At 68.9% G+C, this 21,784-nt stretch carries 20 protein-coding genes; 10 read left to right on the top strand and 10 right to left on the bottom strand.

The window, feature by feature from the left end; translation table 11 throughout:
* Nucleotides 1–8 precede the first annotated feature (8 nt).
* The 3 genes from ACZ7OY_RS35405 to ACZ7OY_RS35395 form a co-directional block, all read right to left on the bottom strand.
* Nucleotides 9–2,456 carry an ATP-binding protein gene (locus tag ACZ7OY_RS35405; protein ID WP_472249649.1) on the bottom strand — a complete coding sequence of 816 codons (2,448 nt, stop codon included), beginning with the start codon at nucleotides 2,454–2,456 and terminating at the stop codon, nucleotides 9–11.
* Nucleotides 2,457–2,546: 90 nt separating this feature from the next.
* Complete coding sequence (locus ACZ7OY_RS35400; RefSeq protein WP_472249648.1) at nucleotides 2,547–4,094, bottom strand: LuxR C-terminal-related transcriptional regulator; 1,548 nt, start codon at nucleotides 4,092–4,094, stop codon at nucleotides 2,547–2,549.
* A 230-nt stretch (nucleotides 4,095–4,324) separates the two neighbouring features.
* Nucleotides 4,325–4,939, bottom strand: coding sequence for a TetR/AcrR family transcriptional regulator (locus ACZ7OY_RS35395; RefSeq protein ID WP_472249647.1), 615 nt, complete (start codon nucleotides 4,937–4,939; stop codon nucleotides 4,325–4,327).
* 167 nt (nucleotides 4,940–5,106) lie between these two features.
* Between ACZ7OY_RS35395 and ACZ7OY_RS35390 the strand changes: the two genes are divergently transcribed.
* On the top strand, nucleotides 5,107–6,561 hold the full coding sequence (locus ACZ7OY_RS35390) for an MFS transporter (protein ID WP_472249646.1): 1,455 nt from the start codon (nucleotides 5,107–5,109) through the stop codon (nucleotides 6,559–6,561).
* Nucleotides 6,562–6,642: 81 nt separating this feature from the next.
* Here ACZ7OY_RS35390 and ACZ7OY_RS35385 read toward each other — a convergent pair whose 3' ends face one another.
* The 3 genes from ACZ7OY_RS35385 to ACZ7OY_RS35375 all read right to left on the bottom strand — a co-directional run bounded on the left by ACZ7OY_RS35385 (nucleotide 6,643) and on the right by ACZ7OY_RS35375 (nucleotide 8,365).
* The gene (locus ACZ7OY_RS35385; protein ID WP_472249645.1) at nucleotides 6,643–7,167 is read right to left on the bottom strand and encodes a pyridoxamine 5'-phosphate oxidase family protein; all 525 of its coding nucleotides are present in this window, start codon (nucleotides 7,165–7,167) and stop codon (nucleotides 6,643–6,645) included.
* 340 nt (nucleotides 7,168–7,507) lie between these two features.
* On the bottom strand, nucleotides 7,508–7,837 hold the full coding sequence (locus ACZ7OY_RS35380) for a hypothetical protein (protein ID WP_472249644.1): 330 nt from the start codon (nucleotides 7,835–7,837) through the stop codon (nucleotides 7,508–7,510).
* A 255-nt stretch (nucleotides 7,838–8,092) separates the two neighbouring features.
* Nucleotides 8,093–8,365, bottom strand: a complete 273-nt coding sequence (locus tag ACZ7OY_RS35375) for a hypothetical protein (protein WP_472249643.1) — start codon at nucleotides 8,363–8,365, stop codon at nucleotides 8,093–8,095.
* 179 nt (nucleotides 8,366–8,544) lie between these two features.
* Here ACZ7OY_RS35375 and ACZ7OY_RS35370 point away from each other — a divergent pair, with 179 nt between their 5' ends.
* The 3 genes from ACZ7OY_RS35370 (at nucleotide 8,545) to ACZ7OY_RS35360 (ending at nucleotide 11,321) form a co-directional block, all read left to right on the top strand.
* A complete protein-coding gene (locus ACZ7OY_RS35370; protein WP_472249642.1) occupies nucleotides 8,545–9,519 on the top strand; it encodes a carboxylate-amine ligase in 975 nt (324 codons plus the stop codon).
* Nucleotides 9,520–9,741: 222 nt separating this feature from the next.
* Nucleotides 9,742–10,497 carry a YhjD/YihY/BrkB family envelope integrity protein gene (locus tag ACZ7OY_RS35365; protein ID WP_472249641.1) on the top strand — a complete coding sequence of 252 codons (756 nt, stop codon included), beginning with the start codon at nucleotides 9,742–9,744 and terminating at the stop codon, nucleotides 10,495–10,497.
* Nucleotides 10,498–10,760: 263 nt separating this feature from the next.
* Nucleotides 10,761–11,321 carry a hemerythrin domain-containing protein gene (locus ACZ7OY_RS35360; RefSeq protein WP_472249640.1) on the top strand — a complete coding sequence of 187 codons (561 nt, stop codon included), beginning with the start codon at nucleotides 10,761–10,763 and terminating at the stop codon, nucleotides 11,319–11,321.
* 100 nt (nucleotides 11,322–11,421) lie between these two features.
* Here the strand turns inward: ACZ7OY_RS35360 and ACZ7OY_RS35355 are convergent, their stop codons facing one another.
* From ACZ7OY_RS35355 to ACZ7OY_RS35340, 4 genes are all read right to left on the bottom strand, one after another.
* On the bottom strand, nucleotides 11,422–11,589 hold the full coding sequence (locus tag ACZ7OY_RS35355; protein ID WP_384720574.1) for a DUF6480 family protein: 168 nt from the start codon (nucleotides 11,587–11,589) through the stop codon (nucleotides 11,422–11,424).
* Between the two features lie 631 nt (nucleotides 11,590–12,220).
* Complete coding sequence (locus ACZ7OY_RS35350; protein ID WP_472249639.1) at nucleotides 12,221–12,490, bottom strand: hypothetical protein; 270 nt, start codon at nucleotides 12,488–12,490, stop codon at nucleotides 12,221–12,223.
* A gap of 366 nt (nucleotides 12,491–12,856) precedes the next feature.
* Entirely contained in the window at nucleotides 12,857–13,948 is a 1,092-nt protein-coding gene (locus ACZ7OY_RS35345; protein WP_472249638.1) for a hypothetical protein, read from the bottom strand.
* Nucleotides 13,949–14,047: 99 nt separating this feature from the next.
* Entirely contained in the window at nucleotides 14,048–14,632 is a 585-nt protein-coding gene (locus ACZ7OY_RS35340) for a TetR/AcrR family transcriptional regulator (protein ID WP_472249637.1), read from the bottom strand.
* Between the two features lie 68 nt (nucleotides 14,633–14,700).
* Between ACZ7OY_RS35340 and ACZ7OY_RS35335 the strand changes: the two genes are divergently transcribed.
* From ACZ7OY_RS35335 to ACZ7OY_RS35310, 6 genes are all read left to right on the top strand, one after another.
* Nucleotides 14,701–16,035 (top strand): alpha/beta hydrolase, encoded by a 1,335-nt coding sequence (locus ACZ7OY_RS35335; protein WP_472249636.1) that lies wholly within the window; start codon nucleotides 14,701–14,703, stop codon nucleotides 16,033–16,035.
* A gap of 524 nt (nucleotides 16,036–16,559) precedes the next feature.
* On the top strand, nucleotides 16,560–17,786 hold the full coding sequence (locus ACZ7OY_RS35330; protein WP_472249635.1) for an ATP-grasp domain-containing protein: 1,227 nt from the start codon (nucleotides 16,560–16,562) through the stop codon (nucleotides 17,784–17,786).
* Between the two features lie 122 nt (nucleotides 17,787–17,908).
* Nucleotides 17,909–18,970 (top strand): LLM class flavin-dependent oxidoreductase, encoded by a 1,062-nt coding sequence (locus ACZ7OY_RS35325; RefSeq protein WP_472249634.1) that lies wholly within the window; start codon nucleotides 17,909–17,911, stop codon nucleotides 18,968–18,970.
* Nucleotides 18,967–19,131, top strand: coding sequence for a hypothetical protein (locus tag ACZ7OY_RS35320; RefSeq protein WP_472249633.1), 165 nt, complete (start codon nucleotides 18,967–18,969; stop codon nucleotides 19,129–19,131). The genes ACZ7OY_RS35325 and ACZ7OY_RS35320 overlap by 4 nt, the downstream gene beginning before the upstream one ends.
* Nucleotides 19,132–19,134: 3 nt before the next feature.
* Nucleotides 19,135–20,379, top strand: coding sequence for an ATP-grasp domain-containing protein (locus ACZ7OY_RS35315; protein WP_472249632.1), 1,245 nt, complete (start codon nucleotides 19,135–19,137; stop codon nucleotides 20,377–20,379).
* Nucleotides 20,380–20,425: 46 nt separating this feature from the next.
* The gene (locus ACZ7OY_RS35310) at nucleotides 20,426–21,670 is read left to right on the top strand and encodes an MFS transporter (protein WP_472249631.1); all 1,245 of its coding nucleotides are present in this window, start codon (nucleotides 20,426–20,428) and stop codon (nucleotides 21,668–21,670) included.
* Nucleotides 21,671–21,784 lie beyond the last annotated feature (114 nt).

The raw sequence follows: 21,784 nt of genomic DNA, 5'->3' as shown, positions 1-21,784 counted from the left end.
CGGCCGTGCTACCCGCGCAGTGTGGTCCTTGCCCAGGCGGCGACCTGGGCGCGTGACTCGATGTTCAGCTCGCTGCGCAGCCGGGCCAGGTGGGTGGACACCGTCCGAGGGGACACACCCAGGCGATTGGCTATCTGACTGTTCGTCATCCCCTCCGCCACGAAGAGGGCGATGTCCAGCTTCCTGGCGGACAGCACACCGGTACGCTGCTCCTCCGCGGTCTCGTGCGGCCAGGTCGCACCCAGCGCGAAGGCCCGCGCGAGCCGCGGCGAGAGGGTGGCCGCCACCTTCCGGATCCGCTGCACCTCCGCCGGTTGCTGGCCACCGACGAATGCCTGCAACTGCCACTCCACCTCGTCGTCCAGCCACTTCTCCTCGCTCACCCCGCCCTGATCACGCATGGCGCGGGCCAGCTCCGCCAGTCTCAGGGCCCGCAGCCGGTCCCCGTCGGCTGCGGCGGCCGCGGCCAGCCGGCCGAGCGGCCGGTGCAGCAGCCCTGCGTCGTCCGGCAGCCTGCGCAGCAGCTCCTCGGCATGGGCCGCGGACCTGCCGTTGTCTCCCGCGGCCAGCGCGATGTCGGTCGCGGCGTCGAGAGCCTGCACGGCGCCCGTCTCGTCGTCCTCGGGCAGGGAACCCAGCACAACGGCGATCGTCAGAGAGGCTCGGTCCAGGTCTCCGGCGGCCATGCTCGTGATGGCCACATGCTCAAGACAGGCGGCCTCGTCGAGGGCATTGCCGTACGCCCGCACGATGGTCAGAGCCTGCTGCGCCGTGGTCTCCGCGGCGGCGTGCCGTCCGATCCGTCGCAGACAGGAGGCCATGGTGAGCAGCGCGCGGGCCCGTACGGCATGCTGCGGGCACTCGTGCGGATCACGGGCTCCGTCACCGGCGTGTCCCTCATCGATCAGCTCTGCCGCACGCGAAGCGTAGGTGACCGCGTCGATCAGGCTGCCGGCGGCCAGCTTGGCCTCGGCCAGTTCGGTCAGCAGGATCGCACGGTCGGCGCTGTCGGCGGCGGTGTACAGAGCGCGCTCCCCCAGCGATCCGATCAGGGCGTACTCGCCCCTGGCCCGCAGCGCCCGGGTGAGCGCGGCGACCAGCACCACGTGCCGCTCATCGTCGGCCCGGGCCGTCCACTGTGCGGCGTTGAGGAGGTGGTGGTGCACCTGGCTGAGCCGGGACAGCATGTCGCGTGGCACGGTGATGCGCCGCAGTACCGAGCGGCACAGGTCCACCAGCCAGTCGATCAGCCGGTCGCGGGTGGTCTCGGCCTCCCCGGCCTCCTCCAACAGCTCGCCCGCGTATCTGCGCACCGAACCGTACTGGCGCAGCTCCGCCCCGTGCGGCGAGTCCACCGTGGCCACCAGCAGTGACTTCGCCCGCAGTCGCGTGAGGAGTTCGGCGCTGTGCTGGGTGCCGGGCACGTCATCGCCGCAGACCGCCATGGCCAGGTCGAGGTCGAACGGTCCGGACAGCACCGACAGCCGGCGGAACACGGCCTGCTCGGAGGGATTCAGCCGGTCGTAGCTGGAGGCGAACACCGACACGGAGCTCCTGTGCCGGTCGCTCGCGGTGCGGCTTGCGACGGTGAGTGCGTTCACCGACTGCCGCAGCCGCGTCAGCAGCTCGGTGACGGTCAGCAGTCCGACCCAGTGGGCGGCGAACTCGATCAGCAGCGGCAGTCCGTCCAGTTCGACGCAGAGTTCCGCGATCGCGGCAGCGTTGTCACGGCTGAGTGCAAAGTTCGGGTTTCCCAACGAGGCGCGCTCCACGAAGAGTTGAGCCGCATCGGACCGCAGCAGCGCCCGGGGGGTGGCCTCGGCGGGATCGGGCAGGGACAGCGAGTCGAGTCCGATCACGATCTCGCACGGTATGCGGAAAGCCTCTCGGCTGGTCGCCAGGATCCGCAGTCCTGGGCAACGGGCGAGAATCGTCTCCAGGTAGGGGGCATGACGCTCCACTACGTCCTCGCAGTTGTCGAGCACCAGCAGAACCTGTTGGGCGCCGAGCGACATGAACAGCGACCGGCTGGCGCCGGGCTCCGTCCAGGGGGCGAGTGTCGTGGTCAGGAGGTCCGGGAACCGCTCGGCGTCGCCCAGTCCCTCCAAATCGAGCCAGGCCACCGACAGACCGTCGGCGGACGACATCTCGACGTGCTGCATCGCCAGCCGGCTCTTGCCCACGCCCGGTGCTCCGGTCACGGTCAGAAGCCGCTTGTTGGAGAGTGTCTTGAGGCGCTCCAGCTCCTCGGCCCGGCCGACGAACTTGTCCAGGCGAACGGGGAAGGTGGTGGCGCCGATCGGCCTCGGTGGATCGGTCGGCAGTCTGCTGGCGGCGAGCCGGCGCCGGTAGGCTCGCTGACGGCACGCGTTGGAGCAGTACTGCTTGTGTGTTCTGACACGCCAGGTGGACGGTACGACAATTCGAGATTCACAGATGACGCAGTAGATCGCCAACGCTCCCAATGATCGTGCTCCCTTCGTCTGGTCCCTTCGCGGTACAGCGGTCGTCCGGAGACGGTGCTTCCTGGCATGGCCGACGAGGGCTCACATCTGCAGCACGGCACCTCCTCCGAAGGGACCGTCTCCCGCCGACGAGGTCGTCTCCTGGGCCGGCGCGGCGATCGAGTGACGCGGCACACCGCAGGGGCTGCGGGCGGCCACCCAGGCGGCGAGCTGGGTACGCGAGCGGATGCCGAGCTTGGCGTAGATCCTCTTCGTGTGCGATGCCACAGTGCTCTCGGCTATCTGCAGGTGATCGGCGATCCGCCGGTTGATCAGTCCCTGTGCGATCAGCATCGCGATCTCGTACTCCCGCCTGGTCAGGGTCGACGGCTCCGGGGTCGACAACCGCTCGTCGCTGCCCAGCGCATAGCTGGTGAGCTGCTGGTCCGTGTGCCCCTGGGCGGTCCGCCGGATGTCGTCGATCTCCTCGGCCGTTAGACACGCGATGGCGGCGAGGCGCGCGTCCGCCAGCTTTCGTTCCCACCACAGGGGAACACGTGTCTGCTCGCCAGCTCCATTGCGGAACCTCTCGTACGCGGTCACCAGCATCAGGCAGCGGCTCGGCTGTCCGCGCAGGAGCGCAATGAGGGCAAGGCCGCCGACGGGGTAGAAGCAGCTCGGACCTGATGAGTTGAAGATGCCGACCGCGGCGCGCATGTGCTCCTCGGCGGCGTCCAGGGCACCCGTCGCGAGATCACTGGCTCCGGCCACGAAGCGATAACTGGCGTACTGGAACGGCTCAGCCTGCTGTTCGAAGGACGGAGTGGTGACGGATATCGCGGCGCACGCTTCGGCGTCCTCGCCGATGCCGAGCAGGAACCACGCATAGATGTGGGAGCACAGCGAGAGGCTGAAGTCGTCGTTCAGCTGCCTCGCCAGAGCGATGACCTCCTCGAAGCACCGACGCGCCGAGTCGTCGTCCTCCAGCCGGACATAGACGCACGCGAGCGAGTTGAGCGCCCGGAGCAGTACGGAGTCCATACCCGATGCACGGGCTTCGACCACCGCGTTCTGGACGACGGCGAGATACTCGTCCGACTGTTCGTCCCGCTGGGTGAACCACAGCCCCCACAACAGCAGATCACTGCGGTACGCGGACCGCGCGCTACGGCCCAGCGCCCTGTCGACGAGGCGCTGACTGGACTCCTGCCGTCCGTTGTGCAACCAGATGTTGGCCAGCAGGACCACCATCAGGTCGTGCCGGTCGTCGTGGCCCGTGCGCCAGGTCCACTCGACGGCCCGTACGAGATAGTCCACGCGGTCGGCGAACCACTCGTTCTGCTGCCGGGACAGCATGTAGGCATGGGTCAGCCAGCGGACATGGTCCCATATCCAGTCCACCAGGCGGTCGTTGACGGTGGCCGTCTCTCCGAACTCTGCAAGGTGACCGGTACCGAACTCCACCGTACTCTCGGGCCACCGGAAACGGCTCTTCTCGGAGTCGCCGGGCACCCGCTGGATCAGCCCTGTGACCTCCAGCGCGGATAACGCGGCCACCACGTCCATCGCGCCCAGTCGGCTGTCGTGGCAGACGGCCACCGCGGCTTCGGCGTCGAATACCGGGCCCAGCACCGATAATCGCCGGAACACCGCGCGATCGTCCTGTGTGAGGTGCCGATACTTCGCGTCGAGCCGCTGTCGCGTCGCCCGGCCGACCCGATCCCGGGTCCCTGAGTCGTCGGACTCCGGGCACGCGGCCCGCCGATCCTCCCGGACGTCGCCGCACGTGCCCCCGTATTCCATCAGTCTTTCCCCCGGTTCCGATGTAAGCAACACGACTGATACGGCTCTACCAGTGACGTCCGCTCGTCCTCAGCAGGTCACAGGTACCGCAACGGATCGACGCGGGTGCGCAGTCCGTCCAGCAGCAGGCGCAGCAACCGGTCGGCGTGTTCCTCGCTGTCCGGCGCCCGCTCCGCGGCCACCGCGATGGCGTGGGTGAACGTGATCAGGTCCGAGACCGCCAGATCCGGGTGGAACGAGCCGTCTTCCTTGGCCCGCGCCAACAGGGGGGCGGCCGCCGCGTCGAGTACCTCGCGGCAGTACCGGAACAGTTCGGAGCCGCTGTCCTTGTTGTCCGCGGCGAGCGCCGCCGCGAGCCCGCGCCGCATCGTCAGCCGGATGAGGCTGCGAAGCCAGACGACGATGCCCGCGACCGGCGACTCCGCCAGGAGCAGGTCTTCTGCCTCCTTGCACAGTGCCTCGATCCGCCCCCAGAACACCGCCGCCATCAGGGCGTCACGAGTGGCGAAGTGACGGTAGAGCGTGCCGGAACCGAGACCCGCCCGGCGGACGACGTCGTCCAGGGGCACGTCCGTGCCCCGTTCGGCGAACAGCTCGTCCGCCGCCGCCACCAGACGGTCGTAGTTCCGCCGGGCATCCGTCCTGGTCGGACGCTTGGGAAGGCTCGGCGGAGCCGGTCTCGAACGCTGCATCAGTCCTCCACGTTGCAATACGGAGAGCATCCCCCGTATCGTACGAGCTATACCCGGAGAATACTCCCCGCTTTTTTGGGCCGGGCGTTCCGCCCTGCACTGGCCGTCATCGCCTCATCGCCGTCATCCGTTCGCGAGCATCGACTCGCTGAAGGAGGCTCAGCACCTTGTCCAGCACCAACCCCCCCGACCAGGCCACCAAGGCCCCCGCGCGCCGCGGCGCCATCCTGACCGTCATCCTCTGCGTCCAACTGCTCAGCGCCATCGACATCACCGTGATGAACATGGCGCTACCGAAGATCCAGCACGCGTTAGACGTCTCGCCCACCGGGCTGTCCTGGGTGCTCAACGCCTACACGCTGGTGTACGGCGGTTTCCTGCTTCTCGGCGGGCGCATGGGCGACATCCTCGGCAACCGCAGGGCGCTGTTGACCGGCGTGGCGATCTTCACAGCGGCCTCCCTCGCCGGCGGCTGCGCCCAGGAGACCTGGTGGCTGCTCACAGCCCGGGCGTTGCAGGGCCTGGGCGCGGCGCTGGCGCTGCCCTCCACTCTGGCACTGATCGTGCGGACGTTCACCGGCCAGGAGGAGCGCACCAAGGCGCTCGGCATCTCTGTCATGGCCTCCGGTATCGGCTCCACCGGCGGTCTGCTCCTCGGTGGCGTCCTGACCGACCTCGCCTCGTGGCGATGGGTGCTGTTCATCAACGTGCCCATCGGCGTCGCGGTGCTCGCCCTGACGCCGCGTCTCATCCCTGCGGCCGAACCCCTGGGCGGCCGGTTCGACGGAGCGGGCGCACTGCTGGGCACCGCCGGAATGAGCGCGCTGGTGTACGGCTTCGTCCACGCGGCCGACGCGGGCTGGTCCGACACGCTCACGGGGAGTTCCTTCGTCGCAGGCGTCGTACTGCTCGGCCTGCTCGTGCTGGTCGAGTCCCGGCACTCCCAACCGATCCTGAACCTGAGTTTGTTCACTCACCGCAACCGAGCCGGCGGCTTCCTCGTCTTCGTCTGCTCTGGTGGCGCGATGTTCGGGATGTTCTTCTTCCTCACCCAGTTCGTGCAGAACGTGCTCGGCATGAATCCCATTGAGGCAGGACTCGCCTTCCTGCCGATGTCCCTCGGCATGGTGGTGGTGCCCAGGACGGTGACGCCGAAGATCGTCAAGCGGTACAGCCCCAAGGCCTCGATGACGACGGGGCTGCTCATGGTCGCCGCAGGAATGGTGTGGCTGACTCAGATCTCGGCATCGACCGGGTACTTCGGCGGGATCATGCTCCCGATGCTGCTCGCGGGAGCCGGCGTCGGTCTGCTCAACGCGCCGCTCGCCGGGACCATCCTCGCGGACGTCCCGCCGAAGGAGGCCGGCGGCGCCTCGGGCGCTCTGCAGACGGTCGGCATGATCGGTGGTTCGATCGGTACGGCCGTACTGGTCACGATCTTCGGCAGCGCCCTGCGCGGACACGGCGGCGGGGCGACCAAGGACGCCCTGGCGGACAGCATTGCGACCACGTGCGTGGGAGGTCTGGCGTTCGCGGTCGTGGGTCTACTCCTGGTACTGACCGTCATCCGCACACCGAAGGCGGAGCGGGCCGACCAGCGTCAGGCCGTCAGCACCGCCTGACGAACAGCAGAAGAAGGGGGTGGGGAAACGGAGGCGACTCCGTTTCCCCACCCCCATTCCCGCGAGAGGCGTCCGGCCGACTCAGTCGGATTCCGGAAACACCCAGCGCGTCGCGGTGTTGAAGAACGGCGCGTTCCAGCCCAGCACCTTGACCGGCGTAATCTTGAAACCGGGACCGCCATACCCTTGCAGGGTAAAAACACCCTCGTCGGTGGCGACCGTTTCATGACTGAAGTGCTCGCGGTAATTGTCCGATATCACCTGGAGGTTTTCTTTTCCGTAGAGCCTCTCGCATCGGCCTTCCACGATCACCACTTCGTCACCGCTCTCGGTGTGCACGGTGACGTTGTTGTCCGCCTCGATGTACGCCACGGAGCGGTTCGTCGTCGAGAACCACAGGCCTCCCTGCAGCCAGAATCCCCAGACGGGCCGGCTGTGCGGGCGACCGTCCAGGGCGGTAGTGGTCAGCCAGAAGTTCTTCGACTCCCGCAGCCGTTTGTGCGCCCACTCCCAGTCCAGCTGCGGCCCGGTGGCCGTGTAGCTGAATATCCAGGCAGGCTCCGTGACCGGCTCACGGTCCACATGCAGCAACTCCGGGTTGGCCATCGGAATTGCCACCTCCATTCCGTCTAGGCTGGGACACGTTCGTCACCACGCTAGCGGTACGGCAGGACGCTACAACCCCTAAGAAGCCACAGTGCGACACGGCTGTCCGACCCTGTCATAGCATTGATTTCTTTATCTGAATGCGAATGCTGTCACCGAGCGGCTCGGAAAGGTACGCTGGTCGAGAACCGTCAGATTTCCGTGGGGCGGTATTTCACCGCAGCGGCTGCCCATGCAGGCGTCGTGCGGCATCAGAACGGTGCGGGAAGGAAAGGAATCACCCCCGTCTCCTCTCCTTCCCGCACCACCTGCCGAATCGGGACCAGGTGATCGGTCGCGTTCAGTCGTCGCGGTCGACCCACTCCAGGGCCATCGCGCGGACAAGGTCGAGAGCGGAGGTGTCCGCGTCGGTTTCGTCGTATGCGGCGGCAAGACGGACGAACGCCGCCGCGAATCCGCCGATGAGCAGATTGATCCTGCCCTCCGCCCGGCTCACAGTGATCGCCACGACCTCCTCCGCCGAGAGGCCCGGGGGCAACTCTCCGCCGAGACCGGCGAGATCGTCCATCAGCAGCGCCAAGCGGTCCGGCTCGCCGTCCCACGGTTCCTCAGGCATCAGGGTCAGCGCCAGGATTCCCGCGACCCGACGCCAGACGTCACTCTTCCTCATATGCACAGCATGGTGCCCGTCCCGGCCGCCTCGTCCGGCCCATGCCGGAATTCGGACGGCCGACGCAGGGTCGGTCCCGGGCCGGACGTCAGCCGGGGCGGCCCCGCGGCGGAGACGACCTGGCTGCGGCTGTCGTGCCATCACGACGGCTCCGGCGTGTGCTGCTGCTCGGCGCGGGCCGGTGGCCCTGGCGGGCGCGTTCACCGCCACCGCCGAGTCCGGCACCGAGATCGCCCCCGACGCACAGTTCGCCTGCTACGGCGTCACCACCAACAGTGTCCAGAAGTCGTTCACGGCGCGCGGCGCGTCCTGGGTGAACAGTCCGACCCGGGTGAGCAGGATTCCGGTGAGCTGGTTGATCCTGTCCGCATACGCGGTGGTGCCGCTTCCGCCGAATGAGCCGAACTGACCGAGGGGCGCACTGACCGAGGGGCGCGTAGCGCCTTGATGAGTGCGCACCGCCATCCCGAAGCTCCGTCCGCCATGCGCCCCCTGGCCGCACGACAGGTGGGCGATGTTGCCGAACATGGCCTCCCGGGGGCTCAGTTGCCCGGACGAGAGTCGGATGGTGTCTCGTCCGACGCCGTGACCGGCTTGGACACGGACGCCATCCGGAAGGACTCATCGCAACGCACCTGCGCGCAGCCTGCATCGCCGTCCCGCATCAGTGACATCCGCCCGACAGGCCCGGAGGGCGGAAACACCAGGTGCCCGGTCGGCGTCGGTCACGTTTGCACCCCGAAACTTACGGTCACCTGGTCTGCGCACACTCGACGAGGTCGGCGGCCATCTGCTGCGGCTGCGGCCACGCGGTCACCGCGGCGGCGGAATCACTCGGCTGCCGGGTCCTGGCGAGCGGCACGCCCCCGTCGCACACCGGATCCATTCCGGTCATCGACTGCCCACGCTACCGGACGATGCAACGACAGGCTCCGCGACTGGTGACCGGGCAACTCGTGAACGGCAGGCACATCCACGCCGCGGTACCCGACCGGCCCACCGGCGTGCAGGTACTCAACCGGATCCGGCCCTGGCTGCCCGTGCTCACCGCGATGTCGGCCAATTCCCCCCTGTGGGAGGGCGAGGACACCGGCTTCGCCACATGGCGCACCCTCGTATACGGCCGGTGGCCGGTCAGCGGCGTTCCACCGTCCTTCATCGACGACCTCGACTACGGCCGACGGGGCCAGCACCTGCTGGACGGCGGCGTCATCACCGACGCCGGCCAGCTCTACTGGCAGGCCAGACTGTCCGAGCGCTGTCCGACGATCGAGGTCCGCTGCTTCGACGTCCAGTTGCGTACCGACGAGGCCGTGATGTTCGCCGGTGTCGTGCGGGCCCTCGTACAACGCGCGATGTGGGACGGCGCCGGGGGCGAGCCGGCCTGGCAGCCCGACCCGGAACTGCTGGAGGCGGCGATGTGGCAGGCCGTCCGGCACGGACTCTCCAGCGATCTGATCGACCCGGACGGCCGACGGCGACGCGCCGGAGACGTGGTCTGCCGCCTGATGCGTCACGTCGGCCGGGCCCTGGAGGATGCGGGAGACGCGCGGGAGGTCCGGGCCCTGGTACACCGGCTGCTCCGACTGGGCACCGGCGCAAACCGGCAAGGGCAGGCGCCGGCCCGGGGTGGTGTCTCCGAGGTCATCGACATGATCACCGGCATGAGCGGCTCACTCTGACCTGCGTCACAGCGGTGCGGTGTTGCAGGCGGCAGCCGCCGAGACAGACTGGGACAGGCAGCCAGAGACCTCTGCGTCGCGTGCGATGGCAGCCGACAGCGCGCAACCGCTGGGATCCGGCCTCCCAGGCCGGCGTACTGCCGAAGGAAGTGTGCTTCCGTGGCCGGAGAACGGAGCATGAGGTTCGTCAAAGAGCCGTGCCGGCGGGTGGGAGAGGCCGCCGTGAGTGTGTGGCGCGCCGGTCGGGAAATCGAGCTGCTGCACCGCGCGATGGCCTTCGCCACCCTGTTCCTCGTCACGCTGGTGCCCCTGTTGGTCGTGATCGCGGCGGCATTGCCCGCCCAAGGAAGCGGGATCGCGGACTGGATCACCGAGGGTCTCGGCGTGTCCGGCAGCTCGGTCCCCGCGGTGGACGAACTCTTCGCCTCCCGCCAGGCCGTCCTGAGCGCCACCACCGTGCTGGGGCTGGTCGGCCTCGCCCTGTTCGGCATCTCACTGATGGCCGCCGTCCAGAACGCCTACGAACGGATCTGGCAGCTGCCGCCAGGCCCGTGGCACAGCCTGTGGCGCCAGATCCTCGGCCTGGCCGGACTGATCGCACTGATCCTCCTCAGCACATGGCGCGGCCTCCCCTGGCCCGGCACCGCTGCCTCGACAGCACCTCGCGTCGCGGTGGGGGCGTGCGGCGGCGTGCTCTACTTCTGGTGGCTGCAGCACTTCCTCCTCGAATCGCGCGTCTCGTGGCTGCGTCTGCTTCCCGGCGCGGTCGCGACCGTGGGGGCCTTCGCCGGCCTCCGGCTCTTCTCCAAACTGGTCTTCGCGCCGCTCATCGTGACCAACGCGGTCTCCTACGGCGCGGTCGGCACCATCCTGGTCATCCAGTCCTGGCTCGTCGGCGTCGGCTACACCGTCTACGGCGGCGCGCTCATCGGCCGCCTCCTGTCGGCACGCCCCCGATCGGACACACGCCCCTCGTGATCGGGCCAGGCTTTTCGATCACGGCACCCCGGGCACGCGGGACCACTGGTGTCCTGCGCGAGTGCACCGTCGTTCGTGATCGCGGTCATCGGTCGGGCTTCGACCGGCTCGGTGCGGCGCTCGGCTCGCGCCTCCGCCCGAGTTGGCCACCGACCGGGTGAGATCCGCGCGCCGGGATCGCTTCGCCCCCTCGGCAGGGGGATGGCTGTCCCTCAGGGCGGGAACCCGGCCCTGACAACAACCACTGAGAGGCGGAACAGGCGATGGGACACGGCGGAAACATCATCGAGGAACTGATGACCGACCACCGCGAGGTCGAGGAGATGTTCAGTCGGATCGAAGCCATGACCGGCAAGAGCCCGGAACTGCGTGACCTCGTGGACGAGGTCACCATCGAGCTCGTACGCCATTCGGTTGCCGAGGAGCAGTACCTGTACCCGGCGGTCCGGAAGCACGTCGCGGGCGGCGACCGGCTCGCGGACAAGGAACTCGCGGATCACGGCCGGATCGAGAAGATCCTCAAGCAACTGGAGAAGACGGACACCGATGCTCCCCAGCGGATGCAGCTGCTGCAGCTCCTGATGGACGAGGTGTCCAGCCACATCCAGGACGAGGAGAACACCCTCTTCCCCAAGCTGCGCGAGGCCTGTTCGCCCGAGACACTCGACGATCTGGGGGACAAGATCCGCCGGGCCAAGGCCATGGCCCCCACCCGCCCCCACCCCTCCGCGCCCGACACTCCGCCCGCGAACAAGCTCCTCGCCCCGGGCGCCGGCCTTGTGGACAGGGCCCGCGACTTCGTCACCGGCCGCGGTACATCCTGAAGCGCCCGGTCTCCGGGGCCGTCGCACCAGCCGACGGCCCCGAAGACCGGACAGGCAGCGGAGTGTCCGTGCGCCGACAAACCTCCCGGGCGTGTCGGAATTACGCCAGGGCCACGATCATGCCGACCAGCCCGACGACGACCAGCACAACAACAGCCATGATCAACAAGAGGGAGAGGGGCGCCCACGCCTTGGACGCCGCGGGCTCGTGCTGGGAGATTCCCTCCGTGGTGCTCCCCTCTCCCGGCGGCGTCGGGGTGGGAGCCACTTTTCGACTCACGGGGGCAGTGCCCTGCTCTGACCAGATGTGGGGATGTGAGGTTGCCATGACGTACTCCGGTTGATCCGACACACAGGAGCGGTGGCCAGCCGTTCACCGCGTCGCGTCGAACGGCGTGCCGCCCGCATCGCAGAGCCCGCAAGCCGCGCCGTAGAGGTCCACCCCTCCTTGGAGTCCGGTGGCAGAAACGGCACGGGAAAGAACCCTGCGGACTAAGGGTTCCCTGCGCAGGTTGCCGCAATCGGAGAGACTCTGACAATTTGCACCAAAGGCCTACAGGGTGCCGTCGACCCGGGCAGCGAGCTCCGCTGGGGCCTGACCGCAGACCCCCACCGAGCGCAACGCCCAGCCCGCCGCTCGGCGGGCGGCAACGCCAAAAGGCCGCCAGCGACCACCTGCACAACTACATCGGGTCCGGGGCGATCCGCGACCGGGGAGCCCGGCCGGACACGCTGTGGCCGACCGGACCCCCGGCAGAGTGCGAGTCGAAGTCCCGGGCCCTTGACCGAGCGGCCGGCTCGTATTGGGTGAAGCCGTCGGCCCGGAACACCGTCACGCCATCCCTGCACTATCCGCCCTTCGCGGCCGCGACCCCGCACGACACCCCGTACCAGCGCCCTCACACCAGCCCGGAGACGGCTTCCGCATCAGGGGTGGGGCGCATGAAGCGGCAGGCTGCGAGAGCGGCTGCGTCGGCCCCGCCGGAGGCCAGATCGTGGCCCATGGCATCCAGCAGCGTCAGGTAGAGCATGTCGTCGACGAGGTTGTGGGCGAAGGCGTCGCCGCCGATGTCGTGGGCGGGCTCCAGGACGGCGCTGGGGGTGACCTGAGCGGTACCGATGGTGCGCGGCGGCAGGAACGCCCACGGAAGTTCCGCCTGGATGGTCATGGCGCTCGAGCGCTCCCCGCATGATCACCAGGTCGCTGAAGACCGACTTGGACACGACCAGCAGGGTCGCCAGCCCCGCCGGCGCCTGGCTGTCCTCCAGGAGGCGGGGGGGGAGGGTGGCCGCGGTGACCTTTATGACGCCCACCCACTCGACTCCGTCGATCATCGTCAGCCATGCCGTGCCACCGTCGCGCGACCGCTGGAACATCGCTGTGATCGGCAGCCTGACACGGCACCCCTGCCCGTACGGGCTCGGCACGGCAGGCACCCGGCGGGCCGCGCATCGGGGAACCCGAGGGTGTCCGCCGGTACGAACACCCTCGGCACCCGGACGGCCCCTCCGCGGGCCGGAACATTCCGTGACCGCTACGACGACGATCGCTGCGTGGCCCTGGTGGCGAGGGCGGCCATGACGGCCCGGAGGGTGGGCCGGTATGTCACCGTGCCGGCCAGTCGGCCGAGCTCGGCGTAGGCGTCCTCGTCGCCGAGTTGGACCAGAGCGTGCACGGCGGCACTGGCCGTCCTCGGTGATCGCGGACCGATGCCGGAAAGACGAATCAGTGCCGCTTCCACCAGTTCGCCCAAGGCGGCTGCCGACTGCGGATGCGCCGGTGCGAGAGCGAGCAGCGCCGCGAGGCCCTGCAGCGCGCGAGCGTTGAACGGGTCGAGTTCGAGTCCGGCGGTACCGGTGCGGTGGCGGGAGTTCACCGGCGTAGTGCGGGATTCACCTGCCGGGGTGAGCCAGGAGGTGATCGCCGTACGGGCGCGATCCGGTCCCGCTTCCGCCAGCAGCTCGCGCCCGAGGCGCTGCCACTTGCCTGTGGGGCGGGAGCCGGTCGCGCCGAGGGCGTGGGCGACGAGCGCGTGCCACACGGGTTCCGCCCCGGTCAGATCCGCGATCACACGCTCGGCCCACGGCTCGCCGGGATTGAGTACGGGCTCCACGATGCGGGCCGCGAGCGTGCGGAGTTCACCGGGCGAGTCGGAGGTCAGCGCGGTCCTGCGCACGGTGGCGACAACCGGATCGGGCAGTGTCCGCCCTGCCGCTTGCTCCACCTCGACCAGGCAGGTCAGCCGCCAGCCCTCCCAGAGGGCCATCTCCGCGGCGGCCTCGGTCATCAGAGGTTCGCGCCAGGCGGCCAGTTGCTCCGCGGTCAGCCCGTGGGCCGTCAGGGTGATCAGCGAAGCGAGGCTGCGGCAGTGCTGCGGGGCATGCACGGCCGTCTCCTCCAGTCCGTCGGTCATCCGTCGCAGCAGCAGGACTCGGGTGGGGGTCGGTATCTCCCGCAGTACGCCGATCAGTTGGCCGTCGTCGAAGGCCCGGTCGTCACCGCTGTCGGCACACAGGTGGTAGAGGTACCGGTCCAGGCCCGGCACATCCCCGTCGTTCGCAAGCCGGCGGATCCTTGCCGTCCGCGCCACCCGCTCGTCCTCGCGCAACACCGACTCCCCCTCCACGCAACGCACCTGGCCTCTACCGCCCCGACAGTAGGCGAGGCCACTGACAACGCCGCGGCTCCTCGCACGCGAGCCGACCACGACGCCCGCACCGCATCCTCAGGACTCCGGAGTCGTCCATCCGCGCAGCGTGGCGTGGATCGTCGAGTCGAACGCGGACTCGGCCGTGGTGGCGTCGAGTGCCCCGGCCAGTTCGAGAGTCACGAGTCCGTGCAGGGTGGCCCAGATCGACAGGGCGATGGATGTGGCCTCGCCGTCGAGGAAGGACGCCGTCAAGGCGCGGTCGATCGCCGCGAGCAGCGGACCGATCGGGTCACGGGCACCGACTTCCCCCGACGGGTCGAAGGACTGCACACCACCGAACAGCACCGTGTACAGGTGGCTGTGACCGCGGCCCCATCGACGGTAGGCGACGGCGAGCGCGTAGAGGTCGGCGAGGGGGTCCGCGGAGGTCCGCACCGCCGCCAGGTCCTGGAACAGGCCGGCGACGGCTCTGTCGCGCACCGCACCGATCAGTCCGTCCTTGCCGGCGAACAAGGAGTACACCGCCGTCGTCGACGTCTCGGCAGCGGCGGCCACGGCACGGACCGTCACCGACTCCCGCGGACGAGTGGCGAGCATCTCGGTCGCACATTCCACCAGCCGCTCTTTGACGGCCTCGTCGTTCGTTCTCGGCCTACCCACGGTCAGCAGCCTACCCTCTCTGATAACGTCGTTTTGAAACAGCGTTCTGAAACTGTCGGAGGTATGCCGTGCCCACGCCCGCGATACGCCTGGTCCGCTGCACCGGACGCTTGCTGTCGGCACTGGTTGCCGTCGCCACACTGGTCGTCGTCTTTCTCGCGCTGCTCGCCCTCACGGACGGAGCGGGCTCGGGGCTGGCCGCATGGCTGACGACCCTCGGGGCCGGAGCCGTCCTCGCGCTGTGGCGAGGCCGGCACCGCGCCTGGCCTGTGCGACTCGTGCCGTTCCTGCCGGTGATCGTCGCCGCGACGCTGACAGCGGCGGTGTGCATCCCGACCGTACCGACGGCCCGACGGTATCCACCCGCCCTGCCCTTCGTGGTCACGCAGCACTGGAGCCTGGCCACGGGCAGCCGGGTGGCGGTGTACCACTACCCGCCCGCGAACCCCGGCGCCCGGCACCCCATCCCACTCGTGTACCTCAACGGCGGCCCGGTCCGCGCCGTCTCGGTGCTCGACCACCGGTTCCTGCAACTCCTCGCACGCCGGGGCTACGACGTCTACGCCTACGAACAGGCGGGCGGCGGGCGAAGCGACCTGCTCCCCATGAGCCAGTACACGATCTCCAGGTCGGTCCGCGACCTCGCCGCCTTCATCGACCGCCTGCACCAGGGCAAGGTCGACATCCTCGGATTCTCCTCGGGCGGGGTCGTGCTCACCCGAGCCCTGGCAGCCCCGCGCGTCGCCGCACGCCTGCACCGGGCGGTCATCGCCGAGCCCGGCCCCATGGACGGCCCCACCGCACACATCACCGGGCACAAGGGCCGAGAATCCGCACGCGGCCTCGCGCCGGCCATGACCGGGCCGCGATCGACACACATCCCCCGGTACGCCGTGGCCTTCGGCCTCATGCGACTCGGACTCCTCACCCCCGACACGGGATTGATCGGACAGGCCGAGGGCGACAACGCCTTCACCGCCGCCGACCTCGGCAGCGACACCGCATCCGCCTACTGCGCGCGCGACGCGCACCGCATCCCCGCCGAGGACACCGCACGGAACTTCTCCTTCAGCCCCGCCGCCAGCCTCCGCATCCAGCAGACGGTCAAGGACTCACCTTCCGTCGCCGCGCGACTGGGGCGCTCCCGGACCCCCGCGATGCTGATGATCGCCGAGTGCTCCTCCCAGGTCCGCCAATGGGCGACCGCCGTACTCGCCCATGACCCCGCCATTCAGCGCACGCAGTACATGCCCGGAGTCGGACACCACATATGGAACGGCCTCGACGACAACGACGACCGAGCCGTCGCCGTCATCACTGCTTTCCTCCAGGGCAAGCCGGCACCTTTGCCGAACTACCCGACCCGCGACGACATCCCCGCCTTCCTGCGCAACCACGAATGAAACCTGCGGCACAGCAAACTCCTCCTGAACAGCGCACCTGCGGCGGTTCCGGAGGGAGTCCCCGTTCGACATGGCCGTCGGGGCGATTGTGGGCTTGTTTCGCCAAAGTCGACATAAGGGACCGGACTAACGCGGTCGGGTTGACTTCCAGGATTTGTTGACCCTGAACCGTGCCGCCCTCTAGGATCATGATCGACACGCAGGGGATTTGTCGAGCGTCAATGGCACGGGGGCCCGGTTGACTGTCTTCTCCCTTCCTTCCTGGGATTCGCCGCACGTGAGGGTGTCCAGACCGAGGTAAGTACCCACGACCGACCACTCGTGGGTGCCGTACGGAATTTGATCCGTCAACTTCTATGCATGTTGCGGTGCGCCAGCCGTTTCGCAGCTTGCACACCTTACCCGCGTCTCGGCGCAGCGGTCAGCCTCGTCATGCCCTGACGCAGGTCGAGTGCTGCCCCGATGAATCCATCGCTGGCCTCAGAGCGAGATTTCGAGGAGCTATTGTGTCCTTACGTATTTTAGTGGTTCAGCCTGCCTTCTCGGCGAACGCCTATATCGCGCACGCACATTCCCAGGGCTGGGATGTCGTGGTCGCGTCTTATGAGAGAGAAGGCCGTGTCATCGCCGACGCGGTGCGTGACCTGGCCACCGAGATCGTCATCGCAGACACCAATGACAATGCCTCCCTCGAGGCGGTTGTCCTGGAATCCCATGAACGTCACCCCATTCACGCGGTGGTGGCCGGCGGGGAATACTACGTACCAGGTGCCGCGCATCTGTCCGCGCTCCTCGGACTACCCGCCCTGACCCCCGTGGCCGTCGACCAGGTCCGGCACAAGGGGAAGATGCGCCAGGCCGTTGCCGACGCCGGCCTCGAAGTCCCCAGATGGGTGGTGGTGAGTACCCCCGCCGCTCTCGAGGAGGCCTGTGCGCACGTGGGTCTCCCCGCGGTCATCAAGCCGGTGGACTCCGGGGGCAGCGTGCACGTCTCACGCGTCGACACCATGAAGGAGGCGCGCGCGGCGCTGGCCGCGATGCACGCCGAGGAGGGCCTGGAATTCGACCGCCCCCTCACCCACGACGCGATCATCGAACAGTACGTCCCCGGCACGGAGTACAGCGCCGACGGATACGTACGCGACGGTGAGGCGGTCGTCGTCGCGGTGACCCGCAAGCTGCTCGGCCCCGAGCCCCGCTTCCTGGAACTGGGCCACCTCACGCCCGCCCCGCTGGACGAGGCCACCCGCCAGGAGCTGGCCGTCTACGCCACGGACGTGGTCAGGGCGGTGGGCATCACCACGGGACCGTTCCACTGCGAACTGCGCCTGAGCGAGGGCCGCCCGGTCCTCATGGAGATCGCCGCACGACTGCCCGGCGACAAGATCACCGAGCTGATGGAGATGGCCACCGGTCTCATGCTGCCCGGCAAGGTCCTCGCCGACATCACCGGTGCCGACCCCGAGCGCTCAGGGGCCTACCGCGAGCCGGTCGCGAAGGCGGCAGGCATCCGGTTCCTGACCGCCGCGGGCGTGGGCTCGTACGCCCGCCTGGAAGGCTGGGACGAACTGGCCGCCGAGCCCTGGGTGGTGGCGAGCCATGTCCTCGTCCGGCCCGGCGCCGCGATCAAGACGGACGAGGCCGACTACAGCTGCCGGATCGCCGCCGTCGTCTTCACCGCCGATTCCCCCGACGAGGCCCATGAGCGGTGGTCGGAGATCGGCGAGCGCGTCCGCGTGCTCAGCGCCTGAGGCGCGCCGCACCCGCAGGACCTGTCGCACCCGTAGCCCCGCAATCACCTGAAACGCCACGCGCGTAAGGCGCCTGGCGCGCGAACGCGTGCCTCGCGCCCGCAACGGAAGGAAGACGCACGATGGAACCCCTCCGTCTCCACTGGTGCTCGCCGCCCGACACGGGACAGGCGAAGCCCACGGACAAGTACAACATCGGCAAGCTGGACATGGGCCAGGTCAGGGACTTCGTCCAGGAGGCCGAGGAACTCGGTGTCGACAGCCTGCTGTTCGGCATCTCCAACTACCTGCCCGACCCCCTGCCCGTCCTCGGCGCCCTGTCGCAGGTGACGGACCGCGTCAAGTTCATGCTGGCGTACCGTCCGGGCCTGATGTCGCCGACCCTGTTCGCCCAGGTCGTCAACACCTTGTCCTGGATGACCGACGGACGGATGTCCCTCAACATCGTCTCCGGCATCTCCCCCGCGGAGCAGGCAGGTTACGGCGACTTCCTCAGCCACGACGAGCGCTACGCCCGCTGCAACGAGTTCCTCGAGGTCATCCGCGGTCTCTGGGAGGACGAGTCGCCGCTGAGCTACGACGGACAGCACTACACCATCAAGGACGCCACGCTGGGCCTGGGCCACAAGGGCGGCGGGCGGCGCCCGGAGATCTACATCAGCGGCGCCTCCGCGGTCGCCCAGCAGACGGCGATCGCCTCCGGCGACTGCTGGCTGCGCTACGGCGACACCCCCGAGAGCCTGGCCGTGGCCGGCAAGCCGCTGCTCGACGCCGGCCGTCGGGTGGGCACCCGGATGCACGTGCTCTCCCGCGACACGCGCGAGGAGGCCGTGGCGGAGCTCGCCCACCTCATGCGCGACCCCGACGAGGACCACACCGCATGGATCCGCCAGTGGGTCGACACCACCGACTCCGAGGCGGTCAAGTCCTCGTACCAGCTGGCCGACAGCGTCAAGGACGAGTGGCTCTCGCCCTACATCTGGACCGGCGCCGTGGCCTATCGCGGCGGTCCCGCACTGTGCATCGTCGGCAGCCACGAGGAGGTCGCCCGCTACATCCACAGCTACAAGGCGGCGGGCATCAGCGAGTTCATCTTCTCCGGCTGGCCCACCCGCGACGAGATGCGGAACTTCTTCACCCATGTCGCCCCGCTGATCCGCCGGCTCGAAGAGCAGGAGTCATGAGCGGACGGCGGGGGTACGAGCCGCCGCTCGTCCGCGTCGGGGGCACGGCCCCCTGCCCCGGGGCGGCCGTGGTGCTCCGCGACAAGCAGTCGGAAGAAGTCATCGAGTTCGCCGGACGGACCCTGTCGACCAGGACGGTCCGCGCGGCAACGGAGGAGTGAGTCGTGCACATTGTCGTCGTCAACCGCTGGCCCCGGTTCACCGAAGGGCCGCGCTGGGACTTCTCCATGGGCCGCTTCGAGGAGCTCATCGACCACGAGCGGCACCGCGTCAGTTACGTCGTGGACGCGGTCGGCGCCACGGGTGTCCTGGCCCCCGCGGAGCGGATCGCGAGCACCGTGCAGATCGAGGACGTCAACGACTTCGAGGCGCTGCGCGACGCGGTCGGCCGGGTCGCGGACGAGGTCGGCCCGGTCGACCGGCTCATCGCCGTCTCCGAGTTCACCCTCGGCATCGCGGCCGAGGTCCGTGCGGCGCTCGACATACCCGGGCCACGTCCCGAGGACGTCGCGGTCTACCGGGACAAGCTGAGGATGAAGGAACTCGTCGCCAAGGCGGGCGTCCGGGTGCCCCGCTTCGACGCCTGCGAGAGCGCCGAGTCCGCTCTGGAGTTCGCCCGCGACACCGGCTTCCCGCTGATCTTCAAGCCCGTGTCGGGCGCCGCGAGCATGGGTGTGCACCGCGTCGAGGACGAGGCCGCGCTCACCGCACTGCTGTCGGAGGTGGACCTCGCCGAGTACGAGCTCGAGGAGTTCATCGAGGGCGCGATCTACCACGTCGACGGCTTCGCGGACGCCGAGGGCGGCGTCCCGTTCATGGCGGTGTCGCGTTACGTCAACGACTGCCTCGCCTTCGAGTCCGGCGGACAGCCGCTCGGCTCGGTGGTCGTCCAGGACTCGCCGCTGCGTACCCGGGTGCACGAGTTCAGCAGGCGCTGTGTGGCGGGTCTGGGCATGACGTCGATGCCGTTCCACCTGGAGCTGTTCGTCACGCCCGACGATGACCTGGTGTTCCTGGAGATCGCGGGACGTATCGGCGGGGCCGAGGTGCCCTACCTCACGGACAGGCTGTTCGGGGTGAACCTCTTCGAGCTGTGGCTGGACGCCCTGTGCGAGGGCGGCGCGACGGTACCGCCGCAGACCGGCGACCCGTCCGGCGGCTGGCTGATCATCCCCAAGCCCGCCTCGCTGCCGGCCGAGGTGGTCTCGGTGACCTCCATGCGCGACCGGTTCGCCTCGGTCTGGCGGGAGTTGGTGCCCACGCCCGGTGAAGTGATGGAGCCCGGCGGCAGTTACGACGCGGTGCACAGCGGCCGGTTCATCCTCACCGGTGACGAGTCGGCCGTCGAGGAGGACATCCGGCGGATCATCGCGGACTTCCGCATCGAGACCGTACCGGTGTCGCGGTGAAGGGTCCTGGCCGCGCTTGGCCGAGCACGAGGAAGAGGTCGATCTCATGACCGCGCGATCCGCGCTGCACCGGCGGCTGTTCGCCTGTGGAGTCCTCCTCGGTGTGGTCGCCGAGCAGATGGTGATGTTCGCCGTCCCGCTGCTCATCTTCCAGGACACCAAGGAGGTGTCGGCGCTCGGCCTGGCCTACGCGATCGAGTGGCTCCCCGCCCTGCTCGCCTACCCCTTCGCCGGCCTCCTCGCCGACCGGGACGGCGGGGCGCGGCTGTTCTCGGTCGTCACGACGGGACGTGCCATCGTCCTCGGCGGCGCCCTCGTGGGCTGTCTGGCCGCGCCGTCCTTGTTGACGCCGATCCTCATGACTGCCGCTCCGCTGCTCTCGCTGCTGATGGCGCCGGTGCGGATGTCGGTCGAGAAGGTCGTGCCCCAGCTGGCCAAGGGCACCGAAGTGGCCAGGATCCAGGGCCTGGTGCAGAGCATGGAGGTCTCGGCGATGGCCGTCGGCCCCGCCCTGGCGATGCTGGGCGTGGCCTTCATCGACAAGGTCTGGCTGCTGGGCGCGGCCGGCGCGGTCTTCGCCGTCGCCGCCCTGTGCTGGCTGCCGCTGCCGCGCGGCCTGCGTGCGCCGGGCAACGGTGGAGCGGCGGAGATCGTCGCCGAACTCCGCCTGGGCTGGAGCCTGTTGATGCGCAGCAGACCGCTGGTCCTGCTGGCCTCGCTCAACTTCTCGATCAACCTGGTGTTCGCCGTGGTGCTCGCCGCCAACGCCGCGCTCGTCACGGGTGTGTTCCACGCTCCGGAGTCGTCGTTCGCCCTGCTGAACATCTGCATCGGGGTGCTGGGGATCGTCAATCTCCTGGTCATCCCGTTCCTGCTGCGGTACGTCAACGTGCGCGTCCTCGGGATCTTCGGCCTCGCCCTGCTCTGCGCCTGTCTGCTGCTGATCGGCTTCGCCTCGTCCATACTGCTGTACGCCCCCGCGTTCGTTGCGGCCATGGTCGGAGTGACGTACTTCAACGTCTTCAACCGGACGCAGCGCATCAAGGTCCTTCCCGAGGAACACCTCGGAAAGGTGATGGGGCCGTTCTACCTGCTCAACATGCTGGCCATGCCCATCGCGGGTCTTCTGGTGGCCGGCTCCGGGTCCAGTCTCGGACCGCAACAACTCGTCCTGGTGCTGGCCGCGGCGCTCACCGTGTTCGGTGCGCTGATGCTGCCGCTGACGATCCGGGCCTTCGGTCACGCGATCGCGGCACGGGAGATGACTCTCGTGGGCGCGACCGCGGAATAGCCGAACAGGGAAACCGCCGCCGCAACGGCGCGGGGGCGGTTTCCGGGGGGGGCCACCGGCCCGCCACCAGTCGCCGAGTACCTCCACAACCGGCCTCACCGACGTCAGAGCCTT

The organism is Streptomyces sp. NPDC107559, assembly GCF_055657365.1.
This window is presented reverse-complemented; position numbering and strand designations above follow the sequence as displayed.